This window comes from Roseivirga ehrenbergii (assembly GCF_001593005.1).
In the GTDB taxonomy this organism is placed as follows: domain Bacteria; phylum Bacteroidota; class Bacteroidia; order Cytophagales; family Cyclobacteriaceae; genus Roseivirga; species Roseivirga ehrenbergii.
Genome location: NZ_LQZQ01000001.1, coordinates 1 through 25,270, shown reverse-complemented (window position 1 = coordinate 25,270; position 25,270 = coordinate 1). Strand labels below are relative to the sequence as shown.

General features: G+C 40.0%; 24 protein-coding genes. 15 read left to right on the top strand and 9 right to left on the bottom strand.

The window, feature by feature from the left end:
* Positions 1 to 63: 63 nt before the first annotated feature.
* A complete protein-coding gene (locus MB14_RS00115; protein ID WP_062587438.1) occupies positions 64 to 849 on the bottom strand; it encodes an enoyl-CoA hydratase/isomerase family protein in 786 nt (261 codons plus the stop codon).
* Positions 850 to 1,032: 183 nt separating this feature from the next.
* Here MB14_RS00115 and MB14_RS00110 point away from each other — a divergent pair, with 183 nt between their 5' ends.
* A complete protein-coding gene (locus MB14_RS00110) occupies positions 1,033 to 2,484 on the top strand; it encodes an NADP-dependent isocitrate dehydrogenase (RefSeq protein WP_062587435.1) in 1,452 nt (483 codons plus the stop codon).
* 80 nt (positions 2,485 to 2,564) lie between these two features.
* Here the strand turns inward: MB14_RS00110 and MB14_RS00105 are convergent, their stop codons facing one another.
* The 4 genes from MB14_RS00105 to MB14_RS00090 form a co-directional block, all read right to left on the bottom strand.
* Positions 2,565 to 3,068: a hypothetical protein gene (locus tag MB14_RS00105; RefSeq protein WP_062587433.1), complete on the bottom strand. Its 504-nt coding sequence runs from the start codon at positions 3,066 to 3,068 to the stop codon at positions 2,565 to 2,567.
* Between the two features lie 136 nt (positions 3,069 to 3,204).
* Positions 3,205 to 3,630: a hypothetical protein gene (locus tag MB14_RS00100; protein ID WP_062587431.1), complete on the bottom strand. Its 426-nt coding sequence runs from the start codon at positions 3,628 to 3,630 to the stop codon at positions 3,205 to 3,207.
* 284 nt (positions 3,631 to 3,914) lie between these two features.
* On the bottom strand, positions 3,915 to 4,268 hold the full coding sequence (locus tag MB14_RS00095) for a hypothetical protein (protein ID WP_062587429.1): 354 nt from the start codon (positions 4,266 to 4,268) through the stop codon (positions 3,915 to 3,917).
* Between the two features lie 110 nt (positions 4,269 to 4,378).
* Positions 4,379 to 4,999, bottom strand: coding sequence for a 4'-phosphopantetheinyl transferase family protein (locus MB14_RS00090; protein WP_062587427.1), 621 nt, complete (start codon positions 4,997 to 4,999; stop codon positions 4,379 to 4,381).
* 73 nt (positions 5,000 to 5,072) lie between these two features.
* Between MB14_RS00090 and MB14_RS00085 the strand changes: the two genes are divergently transcribed.
* The 7 genes from MB14_RS00085 (at position 5,073) to MB14_RS00055 (ending at position 14,272) form a co-directional block, all read left to right on the top strand.
* Entirely contained in the window at positions 5,073 to 5,984 is a 912-nt protein-coding gene (locus tag MB14_RS00085; RefSeq protein ID WP_062587425.1) for a WD40 repeat domain-containing protein, read from the top strand.
* A 12-nt stretch (positions 5,985 to 5,996) separates the two neighbouring features.
* Complete coding sequence (locus MB14_RS00080) at positions 5,997 to 6,848, top strand: DivIVA domain-containing protein (protein ID WP_062587423.1); 852 nt, start codon at positions 5,997 to 5,999, stop codon at positions 6,846 to 6,848.
* 1 nt (position 6,849) lies between these two features.
* Positions 6,850 to 7,215, top strand: coding sequence for a dihydroneopterin aldolase (gene folB, locus MB14_RS00075; protein WP_062587421.1), 366 nt, complete (start codon positions 6,850 to 6,852; stop codon positions 7,213 to 7,215).
* Between the two features lie 454 nt (positions 7,216 to 7,669).
* On the top strand, positions 7,670 to 9,556 hold the full coding sequence (locus MB14_RS00070; protein WP_246032621.1) for an AAA domain-containing protein: 1,887 nt from the start codon (positions 7,670 to 7,672) through the stop codon (positions 9,554 to 9,556).
* A 111-nt stretch (positions 9,557 to 9,667) separates the two neighbouring features.
* Entirely contained in the window at positions 9,668 to 10,666 is a 999-nt protein-coding gene (locus tag MB14_RS00065; protein WP_062587418.1) for a hypothetical protein, read from the top strand.
* 135 nt (positions 10,667 to 10,801) lie between these two features.
* Positions 10,802 to 11,743 (top strand): DUF4097 family beta strand repeat-containing protein, encoded by a 942-nt coding sequence (locus MB14_RS00060; RefSeq protein WP_062587416.1) that lies wholly within the window; start codon positions 10,802 to 10,804, stop codon positions 11,741 to 11,743.
* A 162-nt stretch (positions 11,744 to 11,905) separates the two neighbouring features.
* Positions 11,906 to 14,272, top strand: a complete 2,367-nt coding sequence (locus MB14_RS00055; RefSeq protein WP_062587414.1) for an ABC transporter permease — start codon at positions 11,906 to 11,908, stop codon at positions 14,270 to 14,272.
* A 211-nt stretch (positions 14,273 to 14,483) separates the two neighbouring features.
* Here the strand turns inward: MB14_RS00055 and MB14_RS00050 are convergent, their stop codons facing one another.
* The 4 genes from MB14_RS00050 to MB14_RS00035 all read right to left on the bottom strand — a co-directional run bounded on the left by MB14_RS00050 (position 14,484) and on the right by MB14_RS00035 (position 20,134).
* Positions 14,484 to 16,700: a hypothetical protein gene (locus MB14_RS00050; RefSeq protein ID WP_062587412.1), complete on the bottom strand. Its 2,217-nt coding sequence runs from the start codon at positions 16,698 to 16,700 to the stop codon at positions 14,484 to 14,486.
* 145 nt (positions 16,701 to 16,845) lie between these two features.
* The gene (locus tag MB14_RS00045; RefSeq protein ID WP_062587410.1) at positions 16,846 to 17,463 is read right to left on the bottom strand and encodes an IMPACT family protein; all 618 of its coding nucleotides are present in this window, start codon (positions 17,461 to 17,463) and stop codon (positions 16,846 to 16,848) included.
* 71 nt (positions 17,464 to 17,534) lie between these two features.
* A complete protein-coding gene (locus tag MB14_RS00040; protein ID WP_157716522.1) occupies positions 17,535 to 18,401 on the bottom strand; it encodes a cyanophycinase in 867 nt (288 codons plus the stop codon).
* 65 nt (positions 18,402 to 18,466) lie between these two features.
* Positions 18,467 to 20,134: a M61 family metallopeptidase gene (locus tag MB14_RS00035; RefSeq protein ID WP_062587406.1), complete on the bottom strand. Its 1,668-nt coding sequence runs from the start codon at positions 20,132 to 20,134 to the stop codon at positions 18,467 to 18,469.
* 212 nt (positions 20,135 to 20,346) lie between these two features.
* Here MB14_RS00035 and rpmH point away from each other — a divergent pair, with 212 nt between their 5' ends.
* The 7 genes from rpmH to MB14_RS00005 form a co-directional block, all read left to right on the top strand.
* Complete coding sequence (rpmH, locus tag MB14_RS18680; RefSeq protein WP_062299350.1) at positions 20,347 to 20,505, top strand: 50S ribosomal protein L34; 159 nt, start codon at positions 20,347 to 20,349, stop codon at positions 20,503 to 20,505.
* 59 nt (positions 20,506 to 20,564) lie between these two features.
* Entirely contained in the window at positions 20,565 to 20,942 is a 378-nt protein-coding gene (gene rnpA / locus MB14_RS00030; RefSeq protein ID WP_062587405.1) for a ribonuclease P protein component, read from the top strand.
* Positions 20,943 to 21,105: 163 nt separating this feature from the next.
* Positions 21,106 to 21,402: a YtxH domain-containing protein gene (locus MB14_RS00025; RefSeq protein WP_053222728.1), complete on the top strand. Its 297-nt coding sequence runs from the start codon at positions 21,106 to 21,108 to the stop codon at positions 21,400 to 21,402.
* A 162-nt stretch (positions 21,403 to 21,564) separates the two neighbouring features.
* The gene (locus tag MB14_RS00020; RefSeq protein ID WP_062588130.1) at positions 21,565 to 23,220 is read left to right on the top strand and encodes a S41 family peptidase; all 1,656 of its coding nucleotides are present in this window, start codon (positions 21,565 to 21,567) and stop codon (positions 23,218 to 23,220) included.
* Between the two features lie 62 nt (positions 23,221 to 23,282).
* A complete protein-coding gene (locus MB14_RS00015; protein WP_062587403.1) occupies positions 23,283 to 24,071 on the top strand; it encodes a sulfite exporter TauE/SafE family protein in 789 nt (262 codons plus the stop codon).
* A 33-nt stretch (positions 24,072 to 24,104) separates the two neighbouring features.
* On the top strand, positions 24,105 to 24,791 hold the full coding sequence (gene tsaB, locus MB14_RS00010) for a tRNA (adenosine(37)-N6)-threonylcarbamoyltransferase complex dimerization subunit type 1 TsaB (protein ID WP_062587401.1): 687 nt from the start codon (positions 24,105 to 24,107) through the stop codon (positions 24,789 to 24,791).
* Positions 24,791 to 25,270: DUF2480 family protein (locus tag MB14_RS00005; RefSeq protein ID WP_062587399.1), on the top strand; the 480-nt coding region annotated here is incomplete at its 3' end. The genes tsaB and MB14_RS00005, both read left to right, overlap by 1 nt.

Here is a 25,270-nt window from a genome sequence, read left to right as displayed (position 1 = left end):
CGATTTAACGCCAAACCATGTTCAATGTTATGACTTGCCGTTAAATCCTTTGAAGTTAACCTCTTATTCTCCTTTAAACTCAGGTTTTCTTTTTTCTAAGAAAGCTCTTGTGCCTTCATTGAAATCCTCAGTTTTCACGCAATTCGCAAAACTATTGGCTTCCGCCTGATAGCCGTCAATGTCGTTCGTATACACCGCGTTGATACATTCTATTACCATGCCCACAGCTAGAGGCGCTTTGCTGGTAATTCTGCCCAATAGTTCTTCTGCTTTTTGAAGACCCTCAGCTTTGGTTTCAGCTACATGGTTTACCAAGCCCAAGGCTTTTGCCTCGTCAGCTTTTACCATATCGCCAGACATCGCTAATTCAAAGGCTTTTCCTTTGCCTACTAATTGCGTCAGTCTTTGTGTTCCTCCAAAACCAGGGATAATTCCGAGGTTTACTTCTGGAAGCCCGAATTTTGCATTTTCAGTAGCAATACGAATGTGACAAGCCATGGCCAATTCACAGCCACCACCAAGGGCAAAACCATTCACTAAAGCGATAACTGGTTTGTGGCAGTTTTCTATACTGGCAAAAACTTCTTGACCTTGTTCTGAAAATTTTCTTGAATTTAACTCTGAAAGTTCTGCGATTTCGGAAATGTCAGCGCCAGCCACAAAAGCCTTTTCACCTTCACCAGTAATGATTACCGCTTTTACATCGGTAGAATCATAAATTACCTGGAAGGCCTCTCCAATTTCTTCAACAGTTCTAGTGTTGAGCGCATTTAACTTGTCGGGCCTATTAATGGTAAGGTGTACGACTCCGCTTTTATTTTCGAATTTTATATTCTGGTATGAGTCCATTGCTAAGTTGAGTAAGCTGCAAAGATAGTAGCAATGTAAGAAAACTAAAAAGGCTAAAGCAAGGTTAAGTAGTTGGCTCAAAATATCTGATGAGCGGAAGACGATAAATTTACCTTTTAATTCCTTTTAAAAGCTTCCTTTGATACCTTTGCAGCCATTCAAGAAAAATTCATTCAAGCACTTATGGAAACACAAAATAGAATTACAGTCGCTTATGGTGATGGAATTGGTCCAGAAATTATGGACGCCACCATTCGTATTATGGATGCCGCCAATGTAGGTTTGGGCTATGATGTGATTGAAATTGGTGAAAAAGTGTACAAAGCAGGACATAAATCAGGTATTAGCCCTGAGTCTTGGGAAACACTTCGCAGAAATAAAATTTTACTTAAAGCGCCTATTACCACACCTCAGGGCGGAGGTTATAAGAGCTTGAATGTAACCATCAGAAAATCACTTGGTTTGTTTGCCAACGTTAGGCCATTCAGAGCTTACCCTCCATTTGTGCCTTCACATTTCCCCCACATGGATTTGGTGATTGTTCGTGAAAACGAAGAAGATTTATATGCTGGAATTGAACATCAGCAAACAAGTGAGGTGGTTCAAACCTTGAAACTGATTTCTGAACCGGGTTCGGAAAAGATCATCAGATACGCTTTTGAATATGCCAGAGCATACGGTAGAAAAAAGGTGACCTGTATGACAAAGGACAACATTATGAAACATACTGATGGTATGTTCCACAGAATATTTAATGAAGTTAGACTCGAATACCCAGAAATTGAGTCGGATCACTGGATTATTGATATTGGGTCGGCTGTAGTAGCGGCTCGTCCAGAATCATTGGACGTAGTAGTGACTTTGAATCTATACGGAGATATTATTTCTGACATTGCTGCGGAAGTGGCAGGTTCAGTGGGTATGGCAGGTTCGGCCAATATTGGAACTAACTATGCGATGTTCGAAGCTATTCATGGCTCAGCGCCAGATATTGCTGGACAGGACATGGCCAATCCATCTGGACTATTGAATGGTGCATTTATGATGCTCGTTCAGTTAGGTAAAGCGGATAAAGCTGAGTTGATTCAAAACGCTTGGTTGAAAACTTTGGAAGACGGCATTCATACAGGTGATGTGTATAGACAGAACAGAAGTGTGAAGAAAGTGGGTACAAGAGAGTTTGCCGATGCGGTAATCGAAAGGTTGGGTCAAGTGCCAGAAAAACTGAAAGCGGTTAAATATAACCCAGATGTTAAAATTCAAGTGGTTGTACCTGAAAAGCCTGCTAAAAAGAAAGAGTTGGTTGGCGTTGATGTATTTATTGACTGGAGAGGTGAAAGCAGAGATGCTAATGAAATAGGCGATCGATTATTAAAAAACGTTTCTACCGATAAACTGAAATTAGCCCAGGTATCTAACCGTGGTGTGGTGGTTTACCCGAACGGAATGGACGAAATTTTCAAATCTGATCACTGGAGATGTAGATTTACCAACCCAGAAGGCAAAGCACTAAATAATTCAGATATTATTGAAATTTTGGAGCGCGTTCAAAAAGAAGGTTTCGATTTTATTAAAACAGAACATTTATATCACTTCGATGGTGAAAGAGGCTACTCTTTAAGCCAAGGTGAATAAGAAGATTTTATCTTGATTAATTTTCACGAATGTCTTGGACCTGTTTTTGGTTCAGGACATTTTTTTTGAACTCCTATTGATCAAAAATACTCATCTGTATTGAGTGTATACCTGCCAACATCTTTTAAGGCCGATTCCTGATTGTGATCATCTTTAAATATCACATCGAAAGAAATCTGCCACTGATAATCATTGATTTTTGAAGCCGAGATAATCGCTTTTTCTAAAGTGTACTCACTGAATCCGCAATAGCAGGACTTACGATACGCAACATTGATGACCCCATTCTCTCCTTCATTGGTGCTATTGTATGTAAACGAACTAAGGCCCTTAGGTATTTCCAGATAGAAGATTTCTGAAAGTTCGTCATCGGCAATGTTTTCATCTTCTTCGTGTACGTAGGTGTATTTGAATACTAGATGCTCACCTTCCGAAACTACAGGTATTTGCGGGTCGCTAGGGTGATGTGCTATAAACCCGAGTTTACGATCTTTTTGAAACTCTCGATACACTTGTGACGGGTTTTCGTTTCCGCAAGAAAAGAGACCAAGCGTAAGTAAAGCGAGAACAAATAGCTTTTTCATATCTGCTTAGACACGAGTAGTTTCGATAAGGTTGGTCAGGCAATCATCCCGTAGGGCTATTTTTTAGATGCTAGATTTGAACACCCCCTATTGTTTTTAGATTATGCCAAGAAATGATAAGCGTGCCTGAATTTTCTTACTCAAAGATAAACTCTATATAATCTACTGTACCCGATTCTGTAATTGTAATCTCTTTCTCTGCTTTGATTTCAGAATCTACACGTATCGTAAGGGTAATGTTATAAGGCTCAAAAGGAACACCGACAGCTCCGCCAGAATTATCGCGATAAGTAATATTTAATACGGTAAAGTAGGGGATAGTTTTATTGAGGTAATCCTTGCTTAGCGGTAGGTGAGAGTCACTACTAGAAAAATCAGAAACCTCTATTCCGGTACCATCTATACTGAAGGTAATGTCGGACATTCTTTCATTATCTGATGAAGACACGGACATCGTAATATCTCTGGTTTGAGGGTAATTGTCCCTTGGGTCGTCATCTGAAGAGCAAGAGCTAAGTAGAATAAATATTGTAAGGATAGAAAGCAGTTGCTGCTTAAACATAAAGCTGTTTTTTTGTTTTGGGCAAAGAAAGAACAGCCTTTTAGTTTATCAAAATCATATAGCTATAAATTGAGAATGAATTCACTTCCATTTTTTGTGTAAGTAGACAGCGCCTTTCAGTTTATGAAGTGTTGTGTTTTCTGCCTGAGCCTATTTTGAGTTATCTTGAAGGGAGCCTTTTCTGAGTGCAGATAAAGGAATGACTCCTTAATAAAGCGAAAGAAGTTCTTGAGTTTAGAAGTCACAGGTTTGTAGAACCTGCGACAGTTGTGCGTTATAAAAATCTATCCCACAACCTCCTTATTCACCTTTTTATCTAGCTGAATAAAAAAGAGGATTAAGATATTGACCACAAAACTGATCAGCATCAGCTGCAAAAAGTCGCTGTGCTCATAAATCATAAAAGTCATTAGGGCGTAAAAAATGGTCAGCCCAATAACGGATTCCTTTATGGGCTTAGTGCTTTTGAAAATCTTTGTGGGTACCAAGTAGCTCACCAAAGGAATTAGTACAAACCAGAAAACCACCATGCTGGTCATGTTCCAACCAATTAAAAATGAGAATGGGATTAAGATAATAGCCATTGCCAAAGGGATGGCAAGCGTGCTTTTGAGGCTTGAGATGCTTTGGTTTTTCATAAGTTTTGGTCGTTGTCAGTTGGTAGATCTTGAGACGAGCTCAAGATGATAGTGACCAATGTAAGGAATATTTTGCTATTATTTATAGCAATTACATGTTAGGCAAGTCTTCAATAGGCCAAACAGCAATTCAAGTCGGCTTCTTTTAACCATTGAACATTAAAGACTGAACTAATACCACTTTCTATAATTTGGCCACTGGCTTGCTGCTGTAAATTGGGTTGGCCCACTATCAACTGGTCGGCAAAAATAAGTTGAGTACGGCCATGCAGCTTATATAATGCCTCTTTGGCGCACCAAATTTGGGTTAGCTTATCTACTCGGTTCTCAGCCCAGGGCTTTTCTGTAGGGTGGAGGAATTTATGGGCGATGCGCTTAATTTGATCACGGTCGTGCTCAATGTCAATACCAATGGGGCCTTTTAAGCTATAGGCTGCAGCGCCATAATTTTTCGCATGGGAAATTGAAATCTCAACACCTTCTAGGCTAATGTGCGGTTTGCCAAATTCGTCCTTTGTTACTTTATAGTGCTGGTCAGGAAAAAGTTTTTTCAATGCTAGGCGAGCCGAAAGCCATTCTTTTCTTTTCGCCTCTACTTTGAAGCTGGCCAATACTTCACTTTCTGCCAAATTGGGTTGGTAAAGCTGGGTTAGTTCGGCTTCCGATTCCTCAATTTTCCATATCGCGAAGCAAACTTCTTCTGTAATATTTGCTTTTAGAAATAAAGGCATGAATTATTAATTGGCTTAGCAGGTTGAATACTTAGTTTTGTATCAACGCGAAAGATAATCCTTTTCAAAACCTATGACACAAGTAAGCGTCAAAAAACTGAATACCGTAGGCGGACACCAAGACTGTGTTTATGCACTAGCGCCTGGCCCTGAAACACATCAGTTTTTCTCAGCTGGTGCCGATGGCGTGGTAGCGCTTTGGGATTTGAATGATATGGAAACAGGCCGAATGATTGCTAAAGTGCCTAGTTCGGTGTATGCGCTGTGTTATTACCCAGAAAGAAATGCGCTGATCGTTGGTCAAAATATGGATGGCTTGCACATTATTGACTGGGAGAATAAAAAAGAATTGGGTTCGATCAAACTTTCGGCAGCGGCAATTTTCGATATAAAGGTGTTGAAAGACAGAATTATTGTAGCCCAAGGAAATGGCGAAGTGCATATTCTAGACATCAAAACTCTTGAGACCATACATGTCATTCGTAATTCAGAAAAAAGTGCACGAACGCTAGCCGTTTCGGAACTCAGTGGTCATTTGGCTGTTGGCTATAGCGACAATAAAATCAGGGTGTTCTCATTAAGAGAGTGGAAATTGGTGCATGAAATTGATGCACACAAAATTTCGGTTTTTTCAGTACGATACAGTCCCGATGAACGTTTCTTAATCAGTGGAAGTAGGGATGCGAAGTTGAAAATTTGGGATGTTATAGACGGTTATACCCTGAAAGAGTCCGTTGCTGCCCATATGTATGCAATAAACCATATCGAATTTAGTCCTGATAACAAACATTTTGTAACTTGTAGCATGGATAAGTCTATAAAGGTCTGGGATGCCTCGACTTATCAACTCCTTAAAGTTATAGACAAGGCACGACATGCAGGACATGGAACTTCTGTAAACAAGCTGCTTTGGACTGCTCATAACAACCTATTAATTTCGGCCAGTGATGACCGTAGTATTTCCATCTGGGACATCAAATTTTAATTTTTCCAAACAATGAACATTACACCCTTAGAAATTAGGCAAAAGGTTTTCGAAAAGAATTTTCGCGGTTACGATAAAGATGAAGTAACTGCTTTTCTGACATCCCTGTCGGTGGAGTGGGAGAAACTTCAAGACCAAACTAAGGAGCTAAAATATAAATTAGAGTCTGCTGAAAAAGAAGTGCAGAAGCTTCGCGAAGTAGAAAATTCACTCTTCAAAACCCTAAAAACGGCAGAAGACACAGGCGCCAACATGATTGAGCATGCCACCAAAACGGCTGAGCTTCACATGAAGGAAACTGAGATGAAAGCAGATGCTTTAATGAGCGAAGCCAAAAGCAGGGCCAAGAATATTATTGAAGACGCTGAAAATAGAGCCAGTGAAATTGTGGAAGACATGGAGGATGAAATCCGCCAGTTGGAACAAGTGTTCAAGAGCTTGAGTGCCAATAAAAATTCAATGATGTCGGAGTTGAAAATGTTGACTTCTGATATTCTTGAGAAGATTAAGAGACACGAAGAATTTCCGGCAGACATTAAACCGATTTTGAAGGAAGCCAAGAAATTTAGCCGAGAGGTAAATGAGAGTAGTGGCGATGAAAAGCCGGTGCATGAGATGATGGCGGCCAAGGCTCCTGAAAGAGTAGCTGAGGTAATTGAAGTGAAAGAAGAGGTTAAAGAAGAACCGATTGATGAAAATTTGTCTAATCTAGATTTGGCAGATGTTTCTGATGAGCCTATAGAGGAAGCCAATGAGTCGGCAGAGGGTTTTCTTGGAGTCGACCTTAAAAAGGAGAAAGAACCTGAAAATGAAGATATTCCTTCTGAAGATAAAAAAGGATCGTTTTTCGATAGAGTAGATTAATATGAATACCGATAAAGTGGCCTTGGAGGGCATGGAGTTCTATGCTTATCATGGTTTTTATGAGGAAGAGCGCAAAATCGGGAATCGTTATTCAGTAGACATTGAAGTAACCACCAACTTTTCTAAAGCCGCTCAACAAGATGATTTATCTGGTACCGTTGACTACGTTCAGCTTTATGAGATTGTCAAAAACAGAATGGCTACTCCAGCCAAATTGCTTGAAAAACTAGGCCAAGAAATTATTGATGGTGTTTTTGAACGATTTTCATCAGTTTCAGAAGTGAAAGTAAGCGTAGCCAAACACAACCCACCTTTTGGCGGTATTTGCACCAAGTCAAAGGTTACTTTGGAAAGAACAAGAAGCTAGTAGTTTAGCCAGTATGAAGTAAATCCTCCTCGTTTCCGACATTGAGAGAAACCTTTCTTGCGTTAGCAAAGAAAGGTGCCGAAGCAATCTCACCGCTACTAGTGTAGAGACTGCTTAGTTACAGCCCATTGCTATCGCATGGCCGTTGCCTCACAGTGACGATTCTATTTAAACTTTGTGTTTCTTCGTGCCCTCTGCGGTTCAAATTCTTCCGACATTGCGAACCTGCCAATGTTTATCGAAGTAAATAAGTGTACGTGAAGCAATCTCACCGTTTCTCATGTAGAGACTGCTTCATTACAACCCATTGTTAGCGCATGACCTGCGTCTGCGCCAACGCTAAAGCTAAGGCGTAAGCGTTCGCAGTGACGATTATACTTAAACTTTGCGATGCTTTGTGACCTCTGCGGTTAAATGCGCTAACTTTACCCTCCCAAACAAAACGCTTATCCTTTTGACCGAAGCCCAAAAATCCATTCAACAATTAATACAATTATTAAAGGTTGAAAAAGATGAAGATTACGCTCAATATGAGCGAAAAATGCTCAATACATCCATCGAAGAACGCAGAAGACAAGGCGTAACCTGGTACCCCGTACAGTTGATGAATCGCTACATAGGAACTGGCGAACGCTATACGTTAGAACTCGATCGCACTACGCATTTAGATCAAAATCACTCTTTTCAGGTGGGGGCGGTAGTCAGTGTTTTTTCGGGTCATGGAAATGAAGCCGAAGCGGTTTCTGGTGTAATTAGTTTTCTGAGGCGGGAAAAAATGCATGTGGCCTTGAACGTAAGCGATCTTCCAGATTGGTTGAAGCAAGGGAAAATCGGGGTCAATTTACTTTTTGATGAAGGCTCTTACCGCGAGATGAATCGTGCTTTGGAGTTAGTGCTGAAAGCAGATAAAGGTAGAGTAGCCGATTTAAGAGAAGTGATGTATGGCGCCAAACTTGCAGAATTCAAATCGGGTTTTGAATATCAGTCGGTAAATCTAAACACCAAACAAAACGAGGCGCTTACCAATATTTTTCATGCACGCGATGTAGCCATTATTCATGGTCCTCCAGGTACGGGAAAAACCACTACTTTGGTCAATGCCATAAAAGAAGTAGTGAAAACCGAGAGGCAAGTTTTGGTTTGCGCCCAGAGCAATGCAGCTGTGGATTTGATTGTAGAGAAACTCGATAATCTCGGTTTAGATGTGCTGCGCCTAGGCCATCCCGCACGTTTAACACCAGAAGTGATTGAAAATAGTTTGGATGTGAAAATTTCCAAGCACAACTATTTTAAAGAACTAAGAGAGGTTAGAAAGAAATCGGAAGAATACAGAAAGCTGGGCACAAAATATAAACGCCAGTTTGGGCGAGAAGAAAAGCTTCAACGTGATTTACTCATGAAAGAATCACGTTTACTTCGTCAAGATGCTGATAGAATTGAATCGCAAATTACAGAAGACCTGATGGGGCGGGCAGAAGTTGTGGCCTGTACTTTGGTCGGTTCTACTCATCCGCTGGTGCGCGATCGTGTTTTTAAATCTGTATTCATTGACGAGGCCAGTCAAGCACTAGAGCCAGCTTGTTGGATTCCAATTCTGAAATCTTACCGCGTAATAATGGCGGGAGATCACTTACAATTGCCTCCCACAGTAAAATCACTTCAAGCTGGAAGAGATGGTTTGGAAGAAACGCTTTTCAAAAAGGCGATAGAGCGCACAAAAAGTGATGTAATGTTGGAAACCCAATACCGAATGCATCCACACATCATGAAATTCTCCAGCGACTATTTTTATGAAGGCAAATTGGAAGTAGCGCCAGAAATTTTGCTTCGAGACAAAGAGTTGGAAGGAGCGAGGTTCGAGTTTATAGATACCGCTGGTTGTGGTTTTTCTGAAAAAGTGAAGAAAGAGACACTCAGTACTTATAATGAAGAGGAGGCAAAACTCATCATACAGCTTTTGAGTAAGTCGATTACAGAAGGACAACGTGTCGGAATTATTGCGCCTTATAAAGCACAAATTGAACTGCTACGCGATTTACTTCATGCAGAAGAATTACTAGATCCATTTAAAGAAGATATTTCAGTCAATACGGTAGATGCTTTTCAAGGTCAAGAGCGCGATGTGATTTTCATCAGTTTGGTTCGTTCTAATGATAAAAACGAAATCGGATTTTTGAAGGAGTACCGCAGAATGAACGTAGCCATGACACGAGCTAAATCAAAGCTGGTGGTGGTTGGCGACTCGGCCACTTTGGGAAAAGATGCTTTCTATAATGCTGTACTTGATTACGTGCAAAGCATTGGTGGCTACAGAAGTGCCTTCGAATTTCTTTATGATTAGGGCTTAAAATCTTTATTTTGGTTTTTTATTCTAATGTTTGGGTAGAATAATAATATGTAGAATTGTTTAATGTTCTATATTTATAGAATCAACCAAATCTAAAACCAAACCATGGAACCAGAAAAACCATCTACAGACATTCCTGTACCTCAAAACGAGACCCTCAAAGGCTCAATTTATCATGAGTGTCGAATAATGTTTGATTATGTTTTGAAGAATGGCAAGCAAATCGATGTACAGCAGGTAGCACCGTTGGAACAAGATGAGAAGACTTTAGATAGCGCTACACTAATGGGCGTGTATAACTATTTGGCCGAACAAGTGAAGCCTGCTTTGCCCGGTACTTTAATTCTCTTTGCTAAGAATAAAGCCTCTATCAATAGATTCAAGTTTTTAGGCCCCTTGCCCATTGTACGGCAGTTTATGATGCTTTGTATCCTTTCACTGATAGCACTGATTCTCACCAGTTTGTCGGGGTTAGTGAGCATCGATAACATTCAAATGAGCATGTTACAAGGCGAGGGCTGGAGTCAGGCTGTACGATTTCTATTTCTAATGTCTGCGGCAAGTGTAGGGGCTGGCTTTTATGCCTTGTTTGAAATGAATAATTACATTAGCGCAGGCACCTTCGATACCAAGTATTCGTCAACTTATTGGTCGAGATATGTATTGGGGATTGTAGCTGGTATTTTGCTTTCCGAATTATTCGTAGTATTTATTGGGCCAAATGAGCAAACCAAGGATTCAACAATGGCATTAGATTCAGCTACTTATTTACTGAAACCAATTTTGGCCATTTTGGGTGGTTTTTCTGCTAGCTTGGTTTACCGAATTTTAAACCGATTGATTTCTGCGGTTGAATCAATTTTCACAGGATCGGCCAATCAAATGATCGCTCAAAAAAAGCAAGAGTTCGATTTGCAAAATCAGGCCAATGAGCAACAACTTAAGGTAACTTCGGCCCAAAATCTTTTGGCTTTAAAAGCTACTTTAATCGCTAATAAAGTACCTCAAAGTGTTTTAGATCAGGTGGACGCGGCCTTAGGGCAAATTATAACGGTGCCACCAACTCCGGCTCCCACACCAGTGGCTCCCGCCCCTGCCAAGTAATTAACTCAAAATATACAGGTCAATGTAGAATGAGGTCACTCAAAAGGGTGGTCTCATTTTTTTTGAATCATTTTTTCAATCTCGTGCAACCCCACATATAAGTAGGTAGTCTTTCGGAAAACTCAAACAACATACATGATGAAAACACTTAAAATCACAATCTTAGCTTTTTTAGCTTTAGTATTTACTACAGCGGCTTATGGCCAAGAAAGAATCACTAAAACTTTTTCAGGAATTGAAAATGTGAACCTTTCTACCGCTTCAGGAAATGGAACCATAAAAAGAAGCAACAACAACGAAGTTACCGTTACTGTGGAATACACTTTCGATGAAGATATTTATAAGCCCATTTTCGAGCAAAACGGATCTACTTTAAGAGTGGAAGAGAAATTTGAAAGAAGCCGTTGGAACAGAGGTTACGCCAGATGGACTTTGGAAGTTCCCAACGGAATTGACTTGAATTTCAAAACAGGCTCTGGAAACATTGAAGTTTCAGGCGTGAACATTAACGTAACCGCCAAGTCTGGTTCAGGCAATATAAACATCAGAGATTTGGAGGGTACAGTTTCTTCAAATACTGGTTCTGGGAATCTCGAATTTTCAAATATCAAAGGCACCCACAATGGAAATACAGGTTCAGGAAACATTAGAGTTGACAGGTCTGAAGGTAATTCTGACATGAATACTGGTTCTGGAAATGTTCGATTGAGAGATGTTTCGGGGGTATTTAAAGTGAGTTCGGGTAGCGGTAATGTGATTGTAGAAGGTGCTGCAATCAAAGGTGCTTCTCGCTTTAGCACAGGTTCTGGTAATGTAGAGGTAGAACTTTCATCGGCTTTAGATTATGATTTAACCCTGGGTACAGGCTCAGGAAATGCGTCACTAGATTTCAATGGTAGTCAAATTGCAGGTGAATTTATTATGGAGGCTTCTTCTAAAAACAGCATTCAAGCACCTTTTAGCTTCGATAGAACTTCAGAAAAAGGAAGACGCTATGTGAAAGAAGCCAAAGTAGGAAACAAAAACATATTAGTTAAAATTAGCTCAGGCTCAGGTAGAGCTGCAGTGAGAGACTAATATCAAACTGTTTGAACCAACAATCTGATTGTTCGGATTGTTGGTTCAATCCTTATTTTAATCGCTCTGGTTAGGCGATTTTCAAAAAAGTTAGAGGCCAAGTGTAACGCTCACTTACTTTTTAAGTCTTTAAACAAACATTACCTCAAAACAACGGTCAAAATGCTCAAAAACTTTATTTTGGTTACCCTGCGCAATTTGCGTAGGAATAGCCTCTACTCATTTATTAATATTTCTGGTCTTTCAATTGGTATTGCCTGTAGCATTCTCATTCTACTTTGGGTGAAAAACCAAACCTCGTTCAATAAATTTATTCCTAAAGCAGATCGCCTTTATCAGGTTTGGGTCAATGCCGATTTCAACGGAACCATCAATAGTTGGAATTCGGTGCCATTGCCTACCTATGAGGCCATGAAAAATGCGGACGCTAATATTGTTAATTCGGCAGTTACGGGCTGGGGCGGCAATAGGCTTTTAACTGTAGGCGAAACCCGATTAATGCAGCGTGGCTATTTCGCTAGTAATGAATTTCTAGAAATGTTCGAATTCCCAATGGTAATGGGTGATCGCACTGAGGTTTTGGATGAACCTGCTTCTATAGTAATTTCAGAAAAGCTGTCGGACCTGCTATTTAAAGGTGCAGACCCAATCGGTGAATTAGTTCGATTGGACGATGCCAGCACATTAAAAGTAACTGGGGTGTTTAAAGATGTACCTCAAAACTCTTCCTTTCAATTCGATTACATTATTCCATGGAAACACAGAGAAACCATAGAAGAATGGGTAAGGAATAATACAACCAACTGGGGAAACTACTCTTTTCAGGTATATGTGGAATTGACGGACGCTGCTTCTGAAGATAAGGTGGAGGCCAGTATTAAAGACATTCTCACCGAAAATGGACAAGACGACATGCCTCGTGCGTTCTTTCTTCACCCAATGTTGCGTTGGAGGCTACACACGAGTTTCGAGAATGGTAAGGAATCGGGTGGAATGCACGAATACGTGACTTTGTTTACGGTGATTGCTTTATTCATCATCATTATCGCCTGCATTAATTTTATGAATTTGGCTACTGCTCGTTCCGAAAGAAGAGCAAAAGAAGTTGGGGTGCGGAAAAGCTTGGGTTCCACCCGATCACAACTGATTTTTCAGTTTTATGGAGAGTCGCTTGTTATTTCATTGATCTCCTTCGTGTTGGCGCTTTTCTTAGTGCAATTGGCCCTGCCAGCTTATAATAATTTGGTCGACCTGAAACTCTCAATCGATTATACTTCTTCAGAGTTTTGGCTTTTTGCATTGGCCATAATATTTCTTACCGGTGTGATTTCAGGAAGTTATCCTTCGCTGTATTTATCTTCTTTCAACCCTGTTAAAACCTTAAAAGGGAAGGTGAATATTGGAAAGAATGCCAATACACCACGAAAGGTTTTGGTGATGCTTCAGTTTGGCTTTGCGGTAATTTTGGTGATTAGTACCATTGTAATTGTAAAGCAGATTGACTTGGCAAAGAATAGAGATTTAGGCTACAATCAAGAGGGGCTAATTACCGTGCCTTATACCGATGCCCTAGCAGAAAATTATGATGTGCTGAAAAATGATTTGTTGGCCTCTGGGGTTGTGGAGTCCATGACACGTTCAAATAGTGATGTAACCAGTATTAACTCTAACAACTTTTTAGGTTGGCCAGGGAAACCAGAAAGTCAAAGGGTGATTTTTGTAACCATTGCCACGGAATATGATTATGCAAAAACCATTGGTGCCGAAATGCTTTATGGAAGAGATTTCTCAAAAGAATTTGCTTCAGATTCTAGCGCCATTATCGTTAATAAAGCAGCGCTTGATTTGATGGAACTTGAAGACCCTATTGGAACACAATTAGATTTATGGGGTGGAAAAAGAACCTTGATTGGGGTAATTGACAATGTATTAATGGGTTCGCCTTATGATGAGGTTAGGCCCTTATTTATGGTGATGGATCCTGAATGGATTAGCGCCATAACTGTTCGGTTAAGTACCACCAATGATTTATCAGGAACGATGAATACGGTGCAAGAGATTTTTGAAAAGCACAACCCTGCCTACCCCTTTGAATCACGTTTTGTAGATGTAGATTTTGAAAGAAAGTATACGGAAATCAACCTCACAAGAGAGCTTTCGATGCTTTTTGCGGGTCTCACAATTTTCATCACAGGCCTTGGCCTTTTCGGCTTGGCTTCCTACACTGCCGAACAGCGCATTAAAGAAATTGGAATCAGAAAGGTTTTAGGTGCTTCTGTGGGTAATTTAGTTGGATTGATGTCCATCGACTTTGCCAAGCTTGTGCTTATTGCTTTTGCTGTAGCGGCTCCTGTTGCTTATTTTTTGCTCGATAGTTATTTGCAGCGCTATCCAATTCGAACTTCAATTGATTGGTGGATTTTTGTATTGACCGGAGTAGTGGCCTTGTTGTTTGCTTTGGCAGTAGTCATCAATCAAGCTAGAAGAGCAGCTTTGGCAAACCCAGTAAAATCATTAAGAAGCGACTAAATTAATGAAACAATGAGAGGTTGAATTAATGAAAGAAGGAAACAATGAATTAATGTTGGAATGAGAAAAGGAATGAAGGAGTGGGTGAAGGTGTAAAACCGAATCTGCTTCTTCATTAGTTCATTTATCGCCTAACCCCTTAACTCATTAATCCCTTGATTCATTAATTCCTTAACCCATTAATTCATTCTTGCCCTAACTCATTATTTCATTAATCTCTGTACCCAATATTATCTACCGCTATTACGCCTTTAGATGATTGATCGAAAACCAGCCTTAAGCTGCTCCATTCAAAATTACCAAGGTTGGAGAATTCGGAGAATGGAATTTCGAAAGTCTCCATGGCCAATTCCCAATTATTACCAAAGCTGCCGTTCATTGCCTTAAACTTCATGTATTTGACCTTAATCTTCGGAGCTATTTTTTTATGTTCCGAAAGTGTAGTAGAAGCCACATCTCCATTTTGGCTGAAAAGCTCAATGGTGAAATTCAGTTCATCATTGTCTTCCATTTTGATCTTACTATCGTCCGCTCGTGCAAATGAGAATAGCAAAGTGGAAGTAGAGTCAAGTAACACAGGTTCGTTGAAACTCAGCGTATAACTCTTTTCAACCATAGAAGAGTCATTGTTCCAACCAATAATGGCTGCGTTGGTGCCTTGCAAACCATTGTCTCGCATTTTTAAATCTTGCTCGTACCAAACGTCTAAGTTTTGAGCCGAAATAGTAGCTATATCATTCTTGGTAGTAGTAACAACAATGTCTTCTTCATAGTCTACTAGGATTTGATTTTCCGAAGCCTGAAAATTGTTAACGTAAACCACTTCGGGCAGCCAGTCTCTCGCGGTAGCGCTATTATTAAATAGAGGCGCGTATTCAGTTTTTTGATTGAAAACATATTCTGTGAATGCACCAATATAAGTTTTGGCAATTTGGCGCTGCTCTTCACCCGTAATGAGCGGTGCAGTATTCATAAACCAGCCTGATGTGCCACCGAAGTCATGTCTTCCCCAAATGGAATTGAACTGGCCGTGGTTGGCCTGATTGGCATATAAACCCACTTTTATACGATGAACAGAATCCGAATAGCTAATGCGTTGGTACTGACGAAGCCCAAAGAAACTAGCTTCATCTGCGTCATAAGCCCCTTGAATTGAAAGGAAGTTGATGTTTTCTAAATCCAATCTTCTGAAATAACGGGCGTCTGTTGGGGCAATGGCAACAATGCCTTGAATGCCAAAATTGAAATCGAATTCAACCAAAGCGTTATCTGGGAAGTGACTCAGTTTGTTGTAAGCAGCAGCAATCGAAACTGCTTCTCCACCGCGTGAATGACCCATGAGTACGATGTTGTCCATGTCGATTTTTTCGAAAAAATCAGAAGTCTCGTCATTGTTCCAATCTCTCCATTGGCTGAGGTGTTTCAAAAGCAACCATGCCCTGGCTGGCATTTCTTTTCCTCCAAAATCACCCGACCAGGTACCGTTGATGAAATTCTCATCTACAGAAACTGTGATAAATCCTTTGCTGGCCAATAATTCACCCAAATAAGCATAACCAGGGTCTGAGTAATGTTCCATTCCATGGTTTCCATGAACGATTAAAACCAGAGGCAGCTTACCTTCCTTTTTCGGCATCCATGTGCGGCCATTGATGGGGAATTCCTTCATGCCAAAACCCCAATAACGCTCTCTCCATTTCGCTTTTTTGCCTGTCCACTCTGGAATAATGAGCGAAGCATCAACCGTTTCTGTTTTGTATTTTACTTCTTCCGCATATTCTGGCCTGCGCTCATCGGTTCCGTTTCCGTAAGTGAAGTAGTCGAAATGATAAGTACCTTTTTCTCCCGGGTTGTTAATTCCCATTTCTGAAAGTAGGGGTCCTTTGGTTTGCTCAAAGTCTATAGGGTGCGGGTTCGACCCTTCGTCCATCAATAAGTAGACAGGATAAGCAATGATCGCCAGCGCAATAATGACGAATAGGCTATAAAGACCTTTGTTACGGTTGCCTCGAACGAGGTTCATTAATGAACCCGCCAAAAGCACCATGACGAATATGGCAATGATCAATGAATTTTGCACCAAGGCTCCAGGCCAGCTAAAACGCATGTAATCGGCTAAGTGAAAAGTAAGTAGTGTGGCTATGATCAGAGAAACGGCAATTGTAGGAATACCTTTCACGACTAAGTGTAAAGCGGAACCCACCCATCGAAAAAGGTAGAATCCTAAAATTCCAGCAATGATATAGATTGGGATTTGCAGGTAAGGCGAAATCCCATTTCTGAAAAATAGTCCACCAATAACCATGAATGATAGTGAAAGTAGGAGCAACCCGTAGAATGCGCCTTTAATAAAAAGTTGGGTTTGAGATAAATTTGAACCTTTTGGTAATTTATTTACTGAGCGTAATCGATTGAAGAAGGATGCCATTCGCTAAATTTTAAAGTCTAAGGTTGTCGTGTTCTGGGTTAAGCGGCTTGAAAAAATAGGCTTAAAACGAACTTAAAACTTAATATAAGTGATTGACTTTATTGTGCTTAGCGAAAAGCTGTAAGCGGTATTGGCAGATAAGATTTTAACCGTTTGAGGTTAATTTAATGTCATGACTCAAATCTTGAAGAAGTTTGACCTTGCTTTCGAAAATTTCGATTTTACTTAAGAGTACGTCCACTTTCATACTACAAGTAATTTCAAAGGTCTGATTGGTGATTTCTAAATCCAGCTCTTTTACCAAGCGTTGCACCTCGTTCATTTCTTCATAGGGAAAATCAAGAGTGAAACTTTGAGTGATAGGTTTCTCGATGATCTCATTTAGATCGAGCGCTTCGGCAGTAGCAATTTTATAAGCACTGATCAATCCACCAACCCCTAATTTGGTGCCGCCAAAGTAGCGTACGACTACCACCAAGGTATTGGTAAGCTCCTTCGATTTTATTTGTCCAAGAATGGGGTCTCCAGCGGAATGGTTAGGCTCTCCATCGTCATTGGCACGGTAGTGTTCTCCATTTACACCATATATATAGGCATAGCAATGGTGGCGTGCATCGTAATACTGTTTGCGGAGGGCTTCTAAGTTTTCCTTCACTTCTTCTTCGTTCCGAACGGGAAAAGCAAATGCCAAGAACTTGCTGCCTTTTTCTTTATAAAGCGCTTCTGAAGTTTTCGAAATGGTTTTGTAATAGTCGGCACTCATGCCCAAAACTAGCAATAGATTTTTGGTCTGCTTTACAAAGTTGCTAAAAAGAGAGTTTGAGCTTAAGAAAACTAGTTCAGGCTAAACTCGTCTCCGTCTAAATAGATACTCAAATTGATATCCTTTGAACCCAACTTAGAGCCTTGCAACTGAGCAGCTTTTCCTTTTGCATCAAAAACCAATACTTGAGAAAGACCGACCACTTTAACCTTGTTTCCCGAAACCACAATGGCTGTGGATTCATCAATGCCAATACATTTAAGATTCGGGTTTTCCATAGTCAGGCTGAGTAAACGATTAAAGCGACTGCGTACAACAAAGTGCTGATCTATGATGGCATTTTTAATAAAGCCGAGCCCATCAGCCAAATCCGTATTTCCCTGTTCTATTACTTTGAATCCGCTATCGTCAGGGCGCAAAAGTTGCGTGCCCGTAATCATTTTTTCGCTCATCACGGCTGCCCCAGCACTAGTGCCAGCAATCATGCTTCCCTTGTTAAAGCTTTCCCAAATGGCTTTTTCTATTTCCGTACCAGCTACTACACCCATAAAACGGTTTTGACTTCCACCAGGAATGTAAATTAGTTTTGCGTTCCGAACTGAATCTAATTGTGCTTCGGTAGGTGTTTCGCCTTCAATAAAGTTTATGGCGCCTACGGCCGAAATTCCATTGTCCGTAAATTGCTTTTTCCCTGATTCAATAGCACGGTCGGGCAATGTGGTGGCCATGGGTAAAACCAAAGCATAACCTCCTTCGCGAATCCCAGATTCATCAATCATGCTATTAATTAGTGAGGCAGGCCGAGAGCCACCACCAATAATAAAGAGCTTTCCACCAGAGTATGCGGTTTCAGGTTTAGAGGCTGTCTCCGTTTTGGAGCAGGCCCCAAGCGCAACAAGGAATAAACCAAAGAATAATATTGAGTAAGCTTTTTTCATAAGAATGAAAGGTAGAATCATCCTAGATGCATAACAATCAATCCTTTACCAACGGTTTGTTGTGCTTATTCCCCCAGCCATCGCGTTAGTTCGTTATTCCCTTGGATTTCTTCTACTTGATAAATCGAGAAATAATTTCCGCCATTGGGGCTAAGTTCTACCTTCAGTTTTCTTCCAAAGCGATTGACCTCAATTTCTATATGACTTTTGCTTTTGAATAAATCGGAATTGTAATTCAAAACTTCATCTTTCAAACTCAGTACCTGCTCTGCCGGAGAATTTGCCGCAATGGCATCAATGAAATACCGACCTTCTTGTTCTGCTAGCTTCAATCCATAGATTTTCTCAAGCTTTTCAGAAGGTTTTACATGGAAGCTCAACCCAAACTGAGGAAACAATACTTTCAATTCCTTTTCAAGAGGGGAGGTGCCAGAAACGTAATTCTCAAAGTAATACTGAAGAGAGTCTCCGTAAACTTCCTCACATACATTTTGGTAATCTTGGTAAGTATATCCGGCCTGGTTCTTCCCAAATTTTTGCCACATCAAGCGCATTACATCATCCAAACTCCTTTGGTGTCCAGAACGCAATCGAATCTTCAAATCGAGAATCAAAGCCAATAAAGCACCTTCATTATATATAGATACTTTTCTTCCGGGTACGCCTTTCTCATAACCGTCTAGCCATAAGTCGAACGATGAACTTGCTACGGACATGTTCTTTCTACCTTCGTTGAGGTAATGCCGCTCCAGTAGTTTGTTCAGTTCTCCAAGGTATTCTTCGAGACTAAAAACGCCACTTCGTTTTAAAAATAAGTCACCATAATATGTAGTCACACCTTCAGTGACAAAACCAGTTTCATGGTAATTTTCATGCTGAAAATCGTAAGGCGTCATTTCTTTAGGTCGAAGCCTGATCACATTCCAAGTGTGGAAAAGTTCATGGCTGCTTACGCCTAGAAACTCTTTATAAAGAGGTCGTTCTTTTAATTCTTCGGCAGGGCCAATCGTAATTACGGTAGAGTTCCAGTGCTCAACTCCGTGGTAATGTTTGTAGGGCAAACATTGATAAATGAAATGGTAGTCTGGTGAAGGGAATTCGCCCATAACTTCAATTTGAAGTTCGGTGAACTTGCGGAAGTCCCGAATCACTTTAACATCTGTTCTTGGCAATTCGCCAATAATCCATAAATAGAATGTAGTCGTAGAAACCTTGTATTCAATTTTTCTGACCTTTTTGGCTGCTACCAGTGGGCTGTCCACTAAATGGTAGAAACTGTCAGTCTCAAATTTATGAAGCCCTGTTTGCGCCAAGCCCGTAGCGAATTGGTAATCTGCAGGTACGTGAATCTCTACTTCACATTTGTCATTCAATCGGCCTTCAGCATAAATCAAGCAATTGATAAAGTTCAGGTAAAGTTGCTCATCATCAAGCCATGAATTACCCGCATCCATTTGAAATGCATAATAGCTGTATTTCACTTCAACTGTTTTTGAGGAATCTGCTGTAACACACCACTGGTCTTTTGTTACTTTCTCGCAGCTTAACTCAATACCATTTTCGTCATAAGCTTTCAGGTTAAGAATATGCTTCGCGAAGTTTTGAATCGTATAGCGCCCCGGTCGCCATGAGGGTAGGAATAGATTCAGCTCTTCGCTATTAACGTCACTCAGACGGAGTGTGATGTCAATGATATGCCGATTAGGGTTGGTATACGAGATTGAATATTGCATGTCCGAAAGATAAAGCACCTAAATATAATATCAATTTGAACCTAGATTTACTTTACTACATTGGTATGAATAACAATGGAATCGCTACTTTTGCCCCCTGTGAATCGAATTAGCATTAATGTCAAACAATTTAAAACTGACGTTGGCAAATCAAAAAAAGCTACCTATCTTTGCATTCCTTTTTGGAACAGATCAAAAGAATTTAAAATATAATGAAAAGAACATTCCAACCTTCGCAGAGAAAAAGAAAGAACAAGCACGGCTTCAGAGCAAGAATGGAATCGGCTAATGGTAGACGCGTTTTAGCAAGTAGAAGAGCTAAAGGCAGACATAAGCTGACTGTTTCTGACGAGAAAAAGGGCAAGAGGTAATCTTTTCCTAGGTTGAGGTTTTGTTCATTTAGAACCTCTAAGTCATAGAAACTACCAAATTGACATACAACTTCCCGAAAGAGGAAAGATTGCATAGCAAAAAACTAATTCAGGAGCTTTTTGAAAAAGGCTCCTCTTTTTATTTGTACCCTTTTAAGGTAATGTACTTGCCTTATTCTCCCGAAAAATCTGTCAACCAATTTTTGGTTTCCGTAGCTAAACGAAGATTCAAAAATGCTGTTGATAGAAATCTGATTAAACGCAGGGTGAAAGAGGCTTATCGTTTAAATAAACATCTTCTTTTTCAGACCGAAGATCAGCCAATGCCTTCTTTATTGATAGGGCTGGTATATACGGGTAAGGAAATCCACGACTCCAAAATGATCGATTTCAGAATGAAGAAATTGATTACTCAACTCGTTAAAATCCACATTTAGTGCGATAAACTCCCCAGTGGTGTAGAGGTATATACACACTTAATTTTCATTTTTGGTTTAAAATCGGTGTTTCATCGGTTTGAATGAGCTTTTTAAGTATTGGTATGTTATTCTCTATATAGGTAAGTGAAAATCAATTATACTTAACTTAAATTTTTAGAACATGAATAATACAGCAAAAATAATAACGGGAGTAGTAGCAGGTGCAGCAGCAGGACTAATTACAGGCGTTTTGATGGCGCCAGATAGCGGAAAGAAAACACGCAAGAAGATTGCAAAAGGAACTAAGGAGCTAGCTTCGTCTGCCAATGAAGCAATATCTGAACAAGTAGATAAAGCAAAAGAGAAGTACGCTGAAACTTTAGAAACAGCAAAAGGAAAGTATAACGCTTCTCTTGAAACTGCTGCGGAGAAAACAAAAAATGGTGTAGATAAAGCAAGCAAAGCACTTCACGCCTAATCGATCAAGATTTTAAATACACATATAAAACCTTAGCCATTCGCTTAGGTTTTTTTATGCTTTCTAGTCGCTAAGCCATATATTGAGGCATTCAGCCGAATAAGTAATTAGAAAAAACAAGAGTTGCATTCCCCCGTTGTAATGCAAATCAACAAACAGTGTATGGCAAAGGTCAAGTTTAAGAAAAGATATCTGGCACTTTCAGCAATGATGGCTTTCGGTCTGTGGTCATTTACCGCCCCACAGAATGATAAATATTTCGAGATCCTTAAAAACCTCGACATTTTCGCCACCATGTTTAAGGAGGTGAATGCTAAATATGTAGATGACATCAATCCCAATACTTTTATGAGAAATGGAATTGATGGTATGCTGTCCAAACTTGATCCCTATACTAATTATTATTCTGAAGATGAGATTGAGGATGTGCGCACCGAAAACACAGGTGAATATGGCGGTATAGGGGCGCAGGTAGCTTTTTTAGATGGGAAAGTGATGATTGTAATGCCAGATAAAGGCTTTTCTGCCGATAAGGCAGGCTTAAAACGTGGTGATGAAATCATATCTATCGATGGTCTGGATGTAAAGGGAAAATTCGATCGGGCTAGTGAATACATTAAAGGACAGGCTTCAAAAAAGGTAGCTATTGAAGTGCTCCGCGAAAATGTGGGTAAACTCAGTTTCACAGTTGGTTTGGAAAAAATAGACTTACCAAATGTTCCTTATTTTGGAATGGTCAGTGCCGATGTTGGGCTTATTAAACAAACAGGCTTTACTCCTGATGCATCGAAAGAAGTTAAAGCTGCTTTAAGGGAACTGAAGAAGCAAGGGGCTACTAAAATCATCTTGGACTTGCGAGGTAATCCTGGCGGTCTATTAAGCGAAGCGGTGAACATTTCTAATATATTCATTCCGAAAGGAGAATTGGTAGTCACCACAAAAGGCAAACTCGAGGAAACTAACGCAACCTATAAAACACTAAATACCTCAACGGATGAAGAAATTCCTTTGGTGGTTTTAACTTCAAGCATGAGTGCTTCGGCAGCTGAAATTGTTGCAGGAGTAATGCAAGATTATGACAGAGGGGTGGTGATTGGTCAAAAATCTTATGGAAAAGGTTTGGTTCAACAAACATTACCGCTTTCATACAATTCCCAAATGAAAGTTACAATTGCAAAATACTACACCCCTAGCGGTAGATGTATACAGGCGCTAGACTACACACATCGAAATGAAGATGGAAGCGTGGGTAAGGTGGCAGATTCCTTAAAAACCCTCTTCCGTACAAGAAATGGGAGATCCGTGTATGATGGCGGAGGGGTTGATCCTGATATTTTAGTAGATAGAAAGGGCTACGCTCCGGTTACCAAAGGTATTCTTTCAGAAAATTTGTTACTCAAATTTGGAAATGCCTACGCGGTAAAGCTTGACTCCATAACCAGTATTAAAGATTTTGAAATCACAGATCAGATATTTAATGATTTTAAAAACTGGGCAGTTAGTCAAGAATTCGATTATTCTAGCCCTTTAGAAATTCAACTTAGAAAGCTTAAGGAAGTAGCTGAAGAAACAGGAGGACTGAAAAACATCAGTACTGAGCTTTCGGCTTTAGAGGCTAAACTGGCTCACAGTAGATCCAATGACATCGAGTTGGCAAAAGCAGAAATCAAACAATTGCTAAAAGAGGAATTTGTCATGAGAACATATTTAGAAGAAGGGCGTCTTCTCGCTTCTTTTGAAAATGACCTCGATCTTAGTAAGGCACTTGAGTTGCTTTCAGACCATAGCTTGTACGAAAGCATCTTGGCAGGAAACTAGGCTTAAATAAATCACCTCATATATATTCCCACTGAATGTTTGAATTTATACTCCTGTTTTTAATGGGGTTACTAGGTGGCTTTTTAGCTGGCCTTATCGGGGTAGGCGGAGGAGTGATGTATATTCTTGTGTTACCGTATGTCTTGGGAAATATGGGATATCCGGATTACGAAATTGTTCAGTTTACCATCGCTAACTCTTTAGTCGGAACCATGTTTGCTGCGTTATCTGGAAACGTAGCGCTTATCATAAAGAAGGAATTCTTTTGGAAGGAAGTTTTGATAGTCGGGTTCTTCGGTACAGTCATCTCACTTTTGGTTTTACAGTTCATTGTTCAAACGGATTGGTATCAGCGCGATAAATTCAATGTGGTTATTATTCTACTCATGTCTTTTATCGTGTTCCGAACGCTAAAGAGTAATCGTACTTCTGATAGCGAGAATAAGGAAAAGAAGTCAACAAACGGCCAACTTGGAGTAACCGGGGCTTTGGCAGGAAGTATATCTGCCTTGTCGGGGCTTGGTGGAGGAGTTGTAATTATCCCAATTCTTAACTTACGCTTGAAGCAAAGCATGAGAAAAGCCAAGTCTATTTCGCTTGGTGTAATATTTATTACTTCTATGGTAATGACGATCTCAAATTTAATGGCACAACCAACAGTAAATATTGAAGGACAAAATATAGGTTATGTGGTTTGGCCTTTGGTGCTTGTTCTGTCCTTTGGTGTGGTCATCGGTTCTCCATATGGAGTAAGAATTGCCAGAAAGCTTTCCAATCGAACCATCAGTTATATCTTTGTGTCGTTTTTAGGAGTAGTAATTATTGATAAGTTGATTCAACTTCTCTCCTGAAAAACACTTTATAATCACTTTATCTAAGAATCCGTGCCGAAAATTTTAAGCATAGAAACGTCTACAACCGTATGTTCAGTAGCATTAACTACTGATGGAAACACTTTGGCGAGTCAGAAACTGTTTCTTGAAAAATCTCACTCCACTCTACTAACAGTGGTTATTGAGCAAATAATGAAACAAGTCGGAATGGAAATGTCGGAGTTGGATGCAATAGCCGTTTCGAAAGGCCCTGGTTCATATACAGGGTTACGAATTGGTGTCTCAACTGCTAAGGGACTTTGTTACGCTTTAGATAAACCACTTATAGCTGTCAATACATTATTGGCAATGGCCAATGAAGTGAATCGTCAAAATCACAGTGGAGCATTGCTTTGCCCAATGATTGACGCCAGAAGAATGGAGGTGTACACGGCTTTGTATGATGGAGAACTCAATGAGTTGAAGAAGACTTCCGCTAAAATTCTAGAAGAAAACTCTTTTTATGAAACGTTGATGCACAATCAAGTGTTGTTCTTCGGAAATGGTGCTGGAAAGTTCAAGGACTTAAAAACTAATGTGTCGAATGCCATTTTTATAGAGAACATAACACCTTCCGCCTGGAGCGTAGGGTTGTTAGCAAATCAGGCATTTCTCAAAGGTGATTTTGAAGATGTGGCTTATTTCGAGCCATTCTACTTAAAAGACTTTGTGGCAACCAAACCAAAAAGAGTTTTATAATGGAAGAAAAAGAAATTGTTAATCGCGTAGCTAATAGTTCAATCGTCACCATTGATCTTGAGGATTACTATCATAAAGGAGAGAGAGTGAGGTATGATATAGCTCAACATCTCTTTCAAGGATTAATTTTAAAAGAGAAGGATTTTAGAGCCTTTGTTAAAGATCATGATTGGTCTTTATATAAAGGGAAAAATATCGCGTTGTTTTGTTCTGAAGACGCAATCGTACCTACTTGGGCCTACATGCTATTAACGACAAGACTTCAGCCATACGCTAACAAGGTAGTTTATGGAGGGCTTGATGTGCTTGAGTATTCCCTTTTCAAAGAAGCACTTTCAGAAATTAACTTGGAGGAGTTGAAAAATCGACCTGTGGTGATAAAAGGTTGTGGTGATTTACCTGTTCCAGAATCTGCTTTTATAGAACTTACTACTTTACTTCAGCCAGTAGTTAGGTCACTCATGTACGGAGAGGCGTGT

Excerpts from the sequence above, each read along its gene's own strand:
- MB14_RS00100 (WP_062587431.1), bottom strand. The coding sequence starts at position 3,630 with ATGTTTAAGCAGCAACTGCTTTCTATCCTTACAATATTTATTCTACTT.
- MB14_RS00090 (WP_062587427.1), bottom strand. The coding sequence starts at position 4,999 with ATGCCTTTATTTCTAAAAGCAAATATTACAGAAGAAGTTTGCTTCGCG.
- MB14_RS00055 (WP_062587414.1), top strand. The coding sequence starts at position 11,906 with ATGCTCAAAAACTTTATTTTGGTTACCCTGCGCAATTTGCGTAGGAAT.
- MB14_RS00045 (WP_062587410.1), bottom strand. The coding sequence starts at position 17,463 with ATGAGTGCCGACTATTACAAAACCATTTCGAAAACTTCAGAAGCGCTT.
- MB14_RS00035 (WP_062587406.1), bottom strand. The coding sequence starts at position 20,134 with ATGCAATATTCAATCTCGTATACCAACCCTAATCGGCATATCATTGAC.
- MB14_RS00095 (WP_062587429.1), bottom strand. The coding sequence starts at position 4,268 with ATGAAAAACCAAAGCATCTCAAGCCTCAAAAGCACGCTTGCCATCCCT.
- MB14_RS00060 (WP_062587416.1), top strand. The coding sequence starts at position 10,802 with ATGATGAAAACACTTAAAATCACAATCTTAGCTTTTTTAGCTTTAGTA.
- MB14_RS00110 (WP_062587435.1), top strand. The coding sequence starts at position 1,033 with ATGGAAACACAAAATAGAATTACAGTCGCTTATGGTGATGGAATTGGT.
- folB (WP_062587421.1), top strand. The coding sequence starts at position 6,850 with ATGAATACCGATAAAGTGGCCTTGGAGGGCATGGAGTTCTATGCTTAT.
- MB14_RS00105 (WP_062587433.1), bottom strand. The coding sequence starts at position 3,068 with ATGAAAAAGCTATTTGTTCTCGCTTTACTTACGCTTGGTCTCTTTTCT.
- MB14_RS00115 (WP_062587438.1), bottom strand. The coding sequence starts at position 849 with ATGGACTCATACCAGAATATAAAATTCGAAAATAAAAGCGGAGTCGTA.
- MB14_RS00080 (WP_062587423.1), top strand. The coding sequence starts at position 5,997 with ATGAACATTACACCCTTAGAAATTAGGCAAAAGGTTTTCGAAAAGAAT.
- MB14_RS00020 (WP_062588130.1), top strand. The coding sequence starts at position 21,565 with ATGGCAAAGGTCAAGTTTAAGAAAAGATATCTGGCACTTTCAGCAATG.
- MB14_RS00065 (WP_062587418.1), top strand. The coding sequence starts at position 9,668 with ATGGAACCAGAAAAACCATCTACAGACATTCCTGTACCTCAAAACGAG.
- MB14_RS00040 (WP_157716522.1), bottom strand. The coding sequence starts at position 18,401 with ATGAAAAAAGCTTACTCAATATTATTCTTTGGTTTATTCCTTGTTGCG.
- rpmH (WP_062299350.1), top strand. The coding sequence starts at position 20,347 with ATGAAAAGAACATTCCAACCTTCGCAGAGAAAAAGAAAGAACAAGCAC.
- MB14_RS00085 (WP_062587425.1), top strand. The coding sequence starts at position 5,073 with ATGACACAAGTAAGCGTCAAAAAACTGAATACCGTAGGCGGACACCAA.
- MB14_RS00025 (WP_053222728.1), top strand. The coding sequence starts at position 21,106 with ATGAATAATACAGCAAAAATAATAACGGGAGTAGTAGCAGGTGCAGCA.
- MB14_RS00015 (WP_062587403.1), top strand. The coding sequence starts at position 23,283 with ATGGGGTTACTAGGTGGCTTTTTAGCTGGCCTTATCGGGGTAGGCGGA.
- MB14_RS00050 (WP_062587412.1), bottom strand. The coding sequence starts at position 16,700 with ATGGCATCCTTCTTCAATCGATTACGCTCAGTAAATAAATTACCAAAA.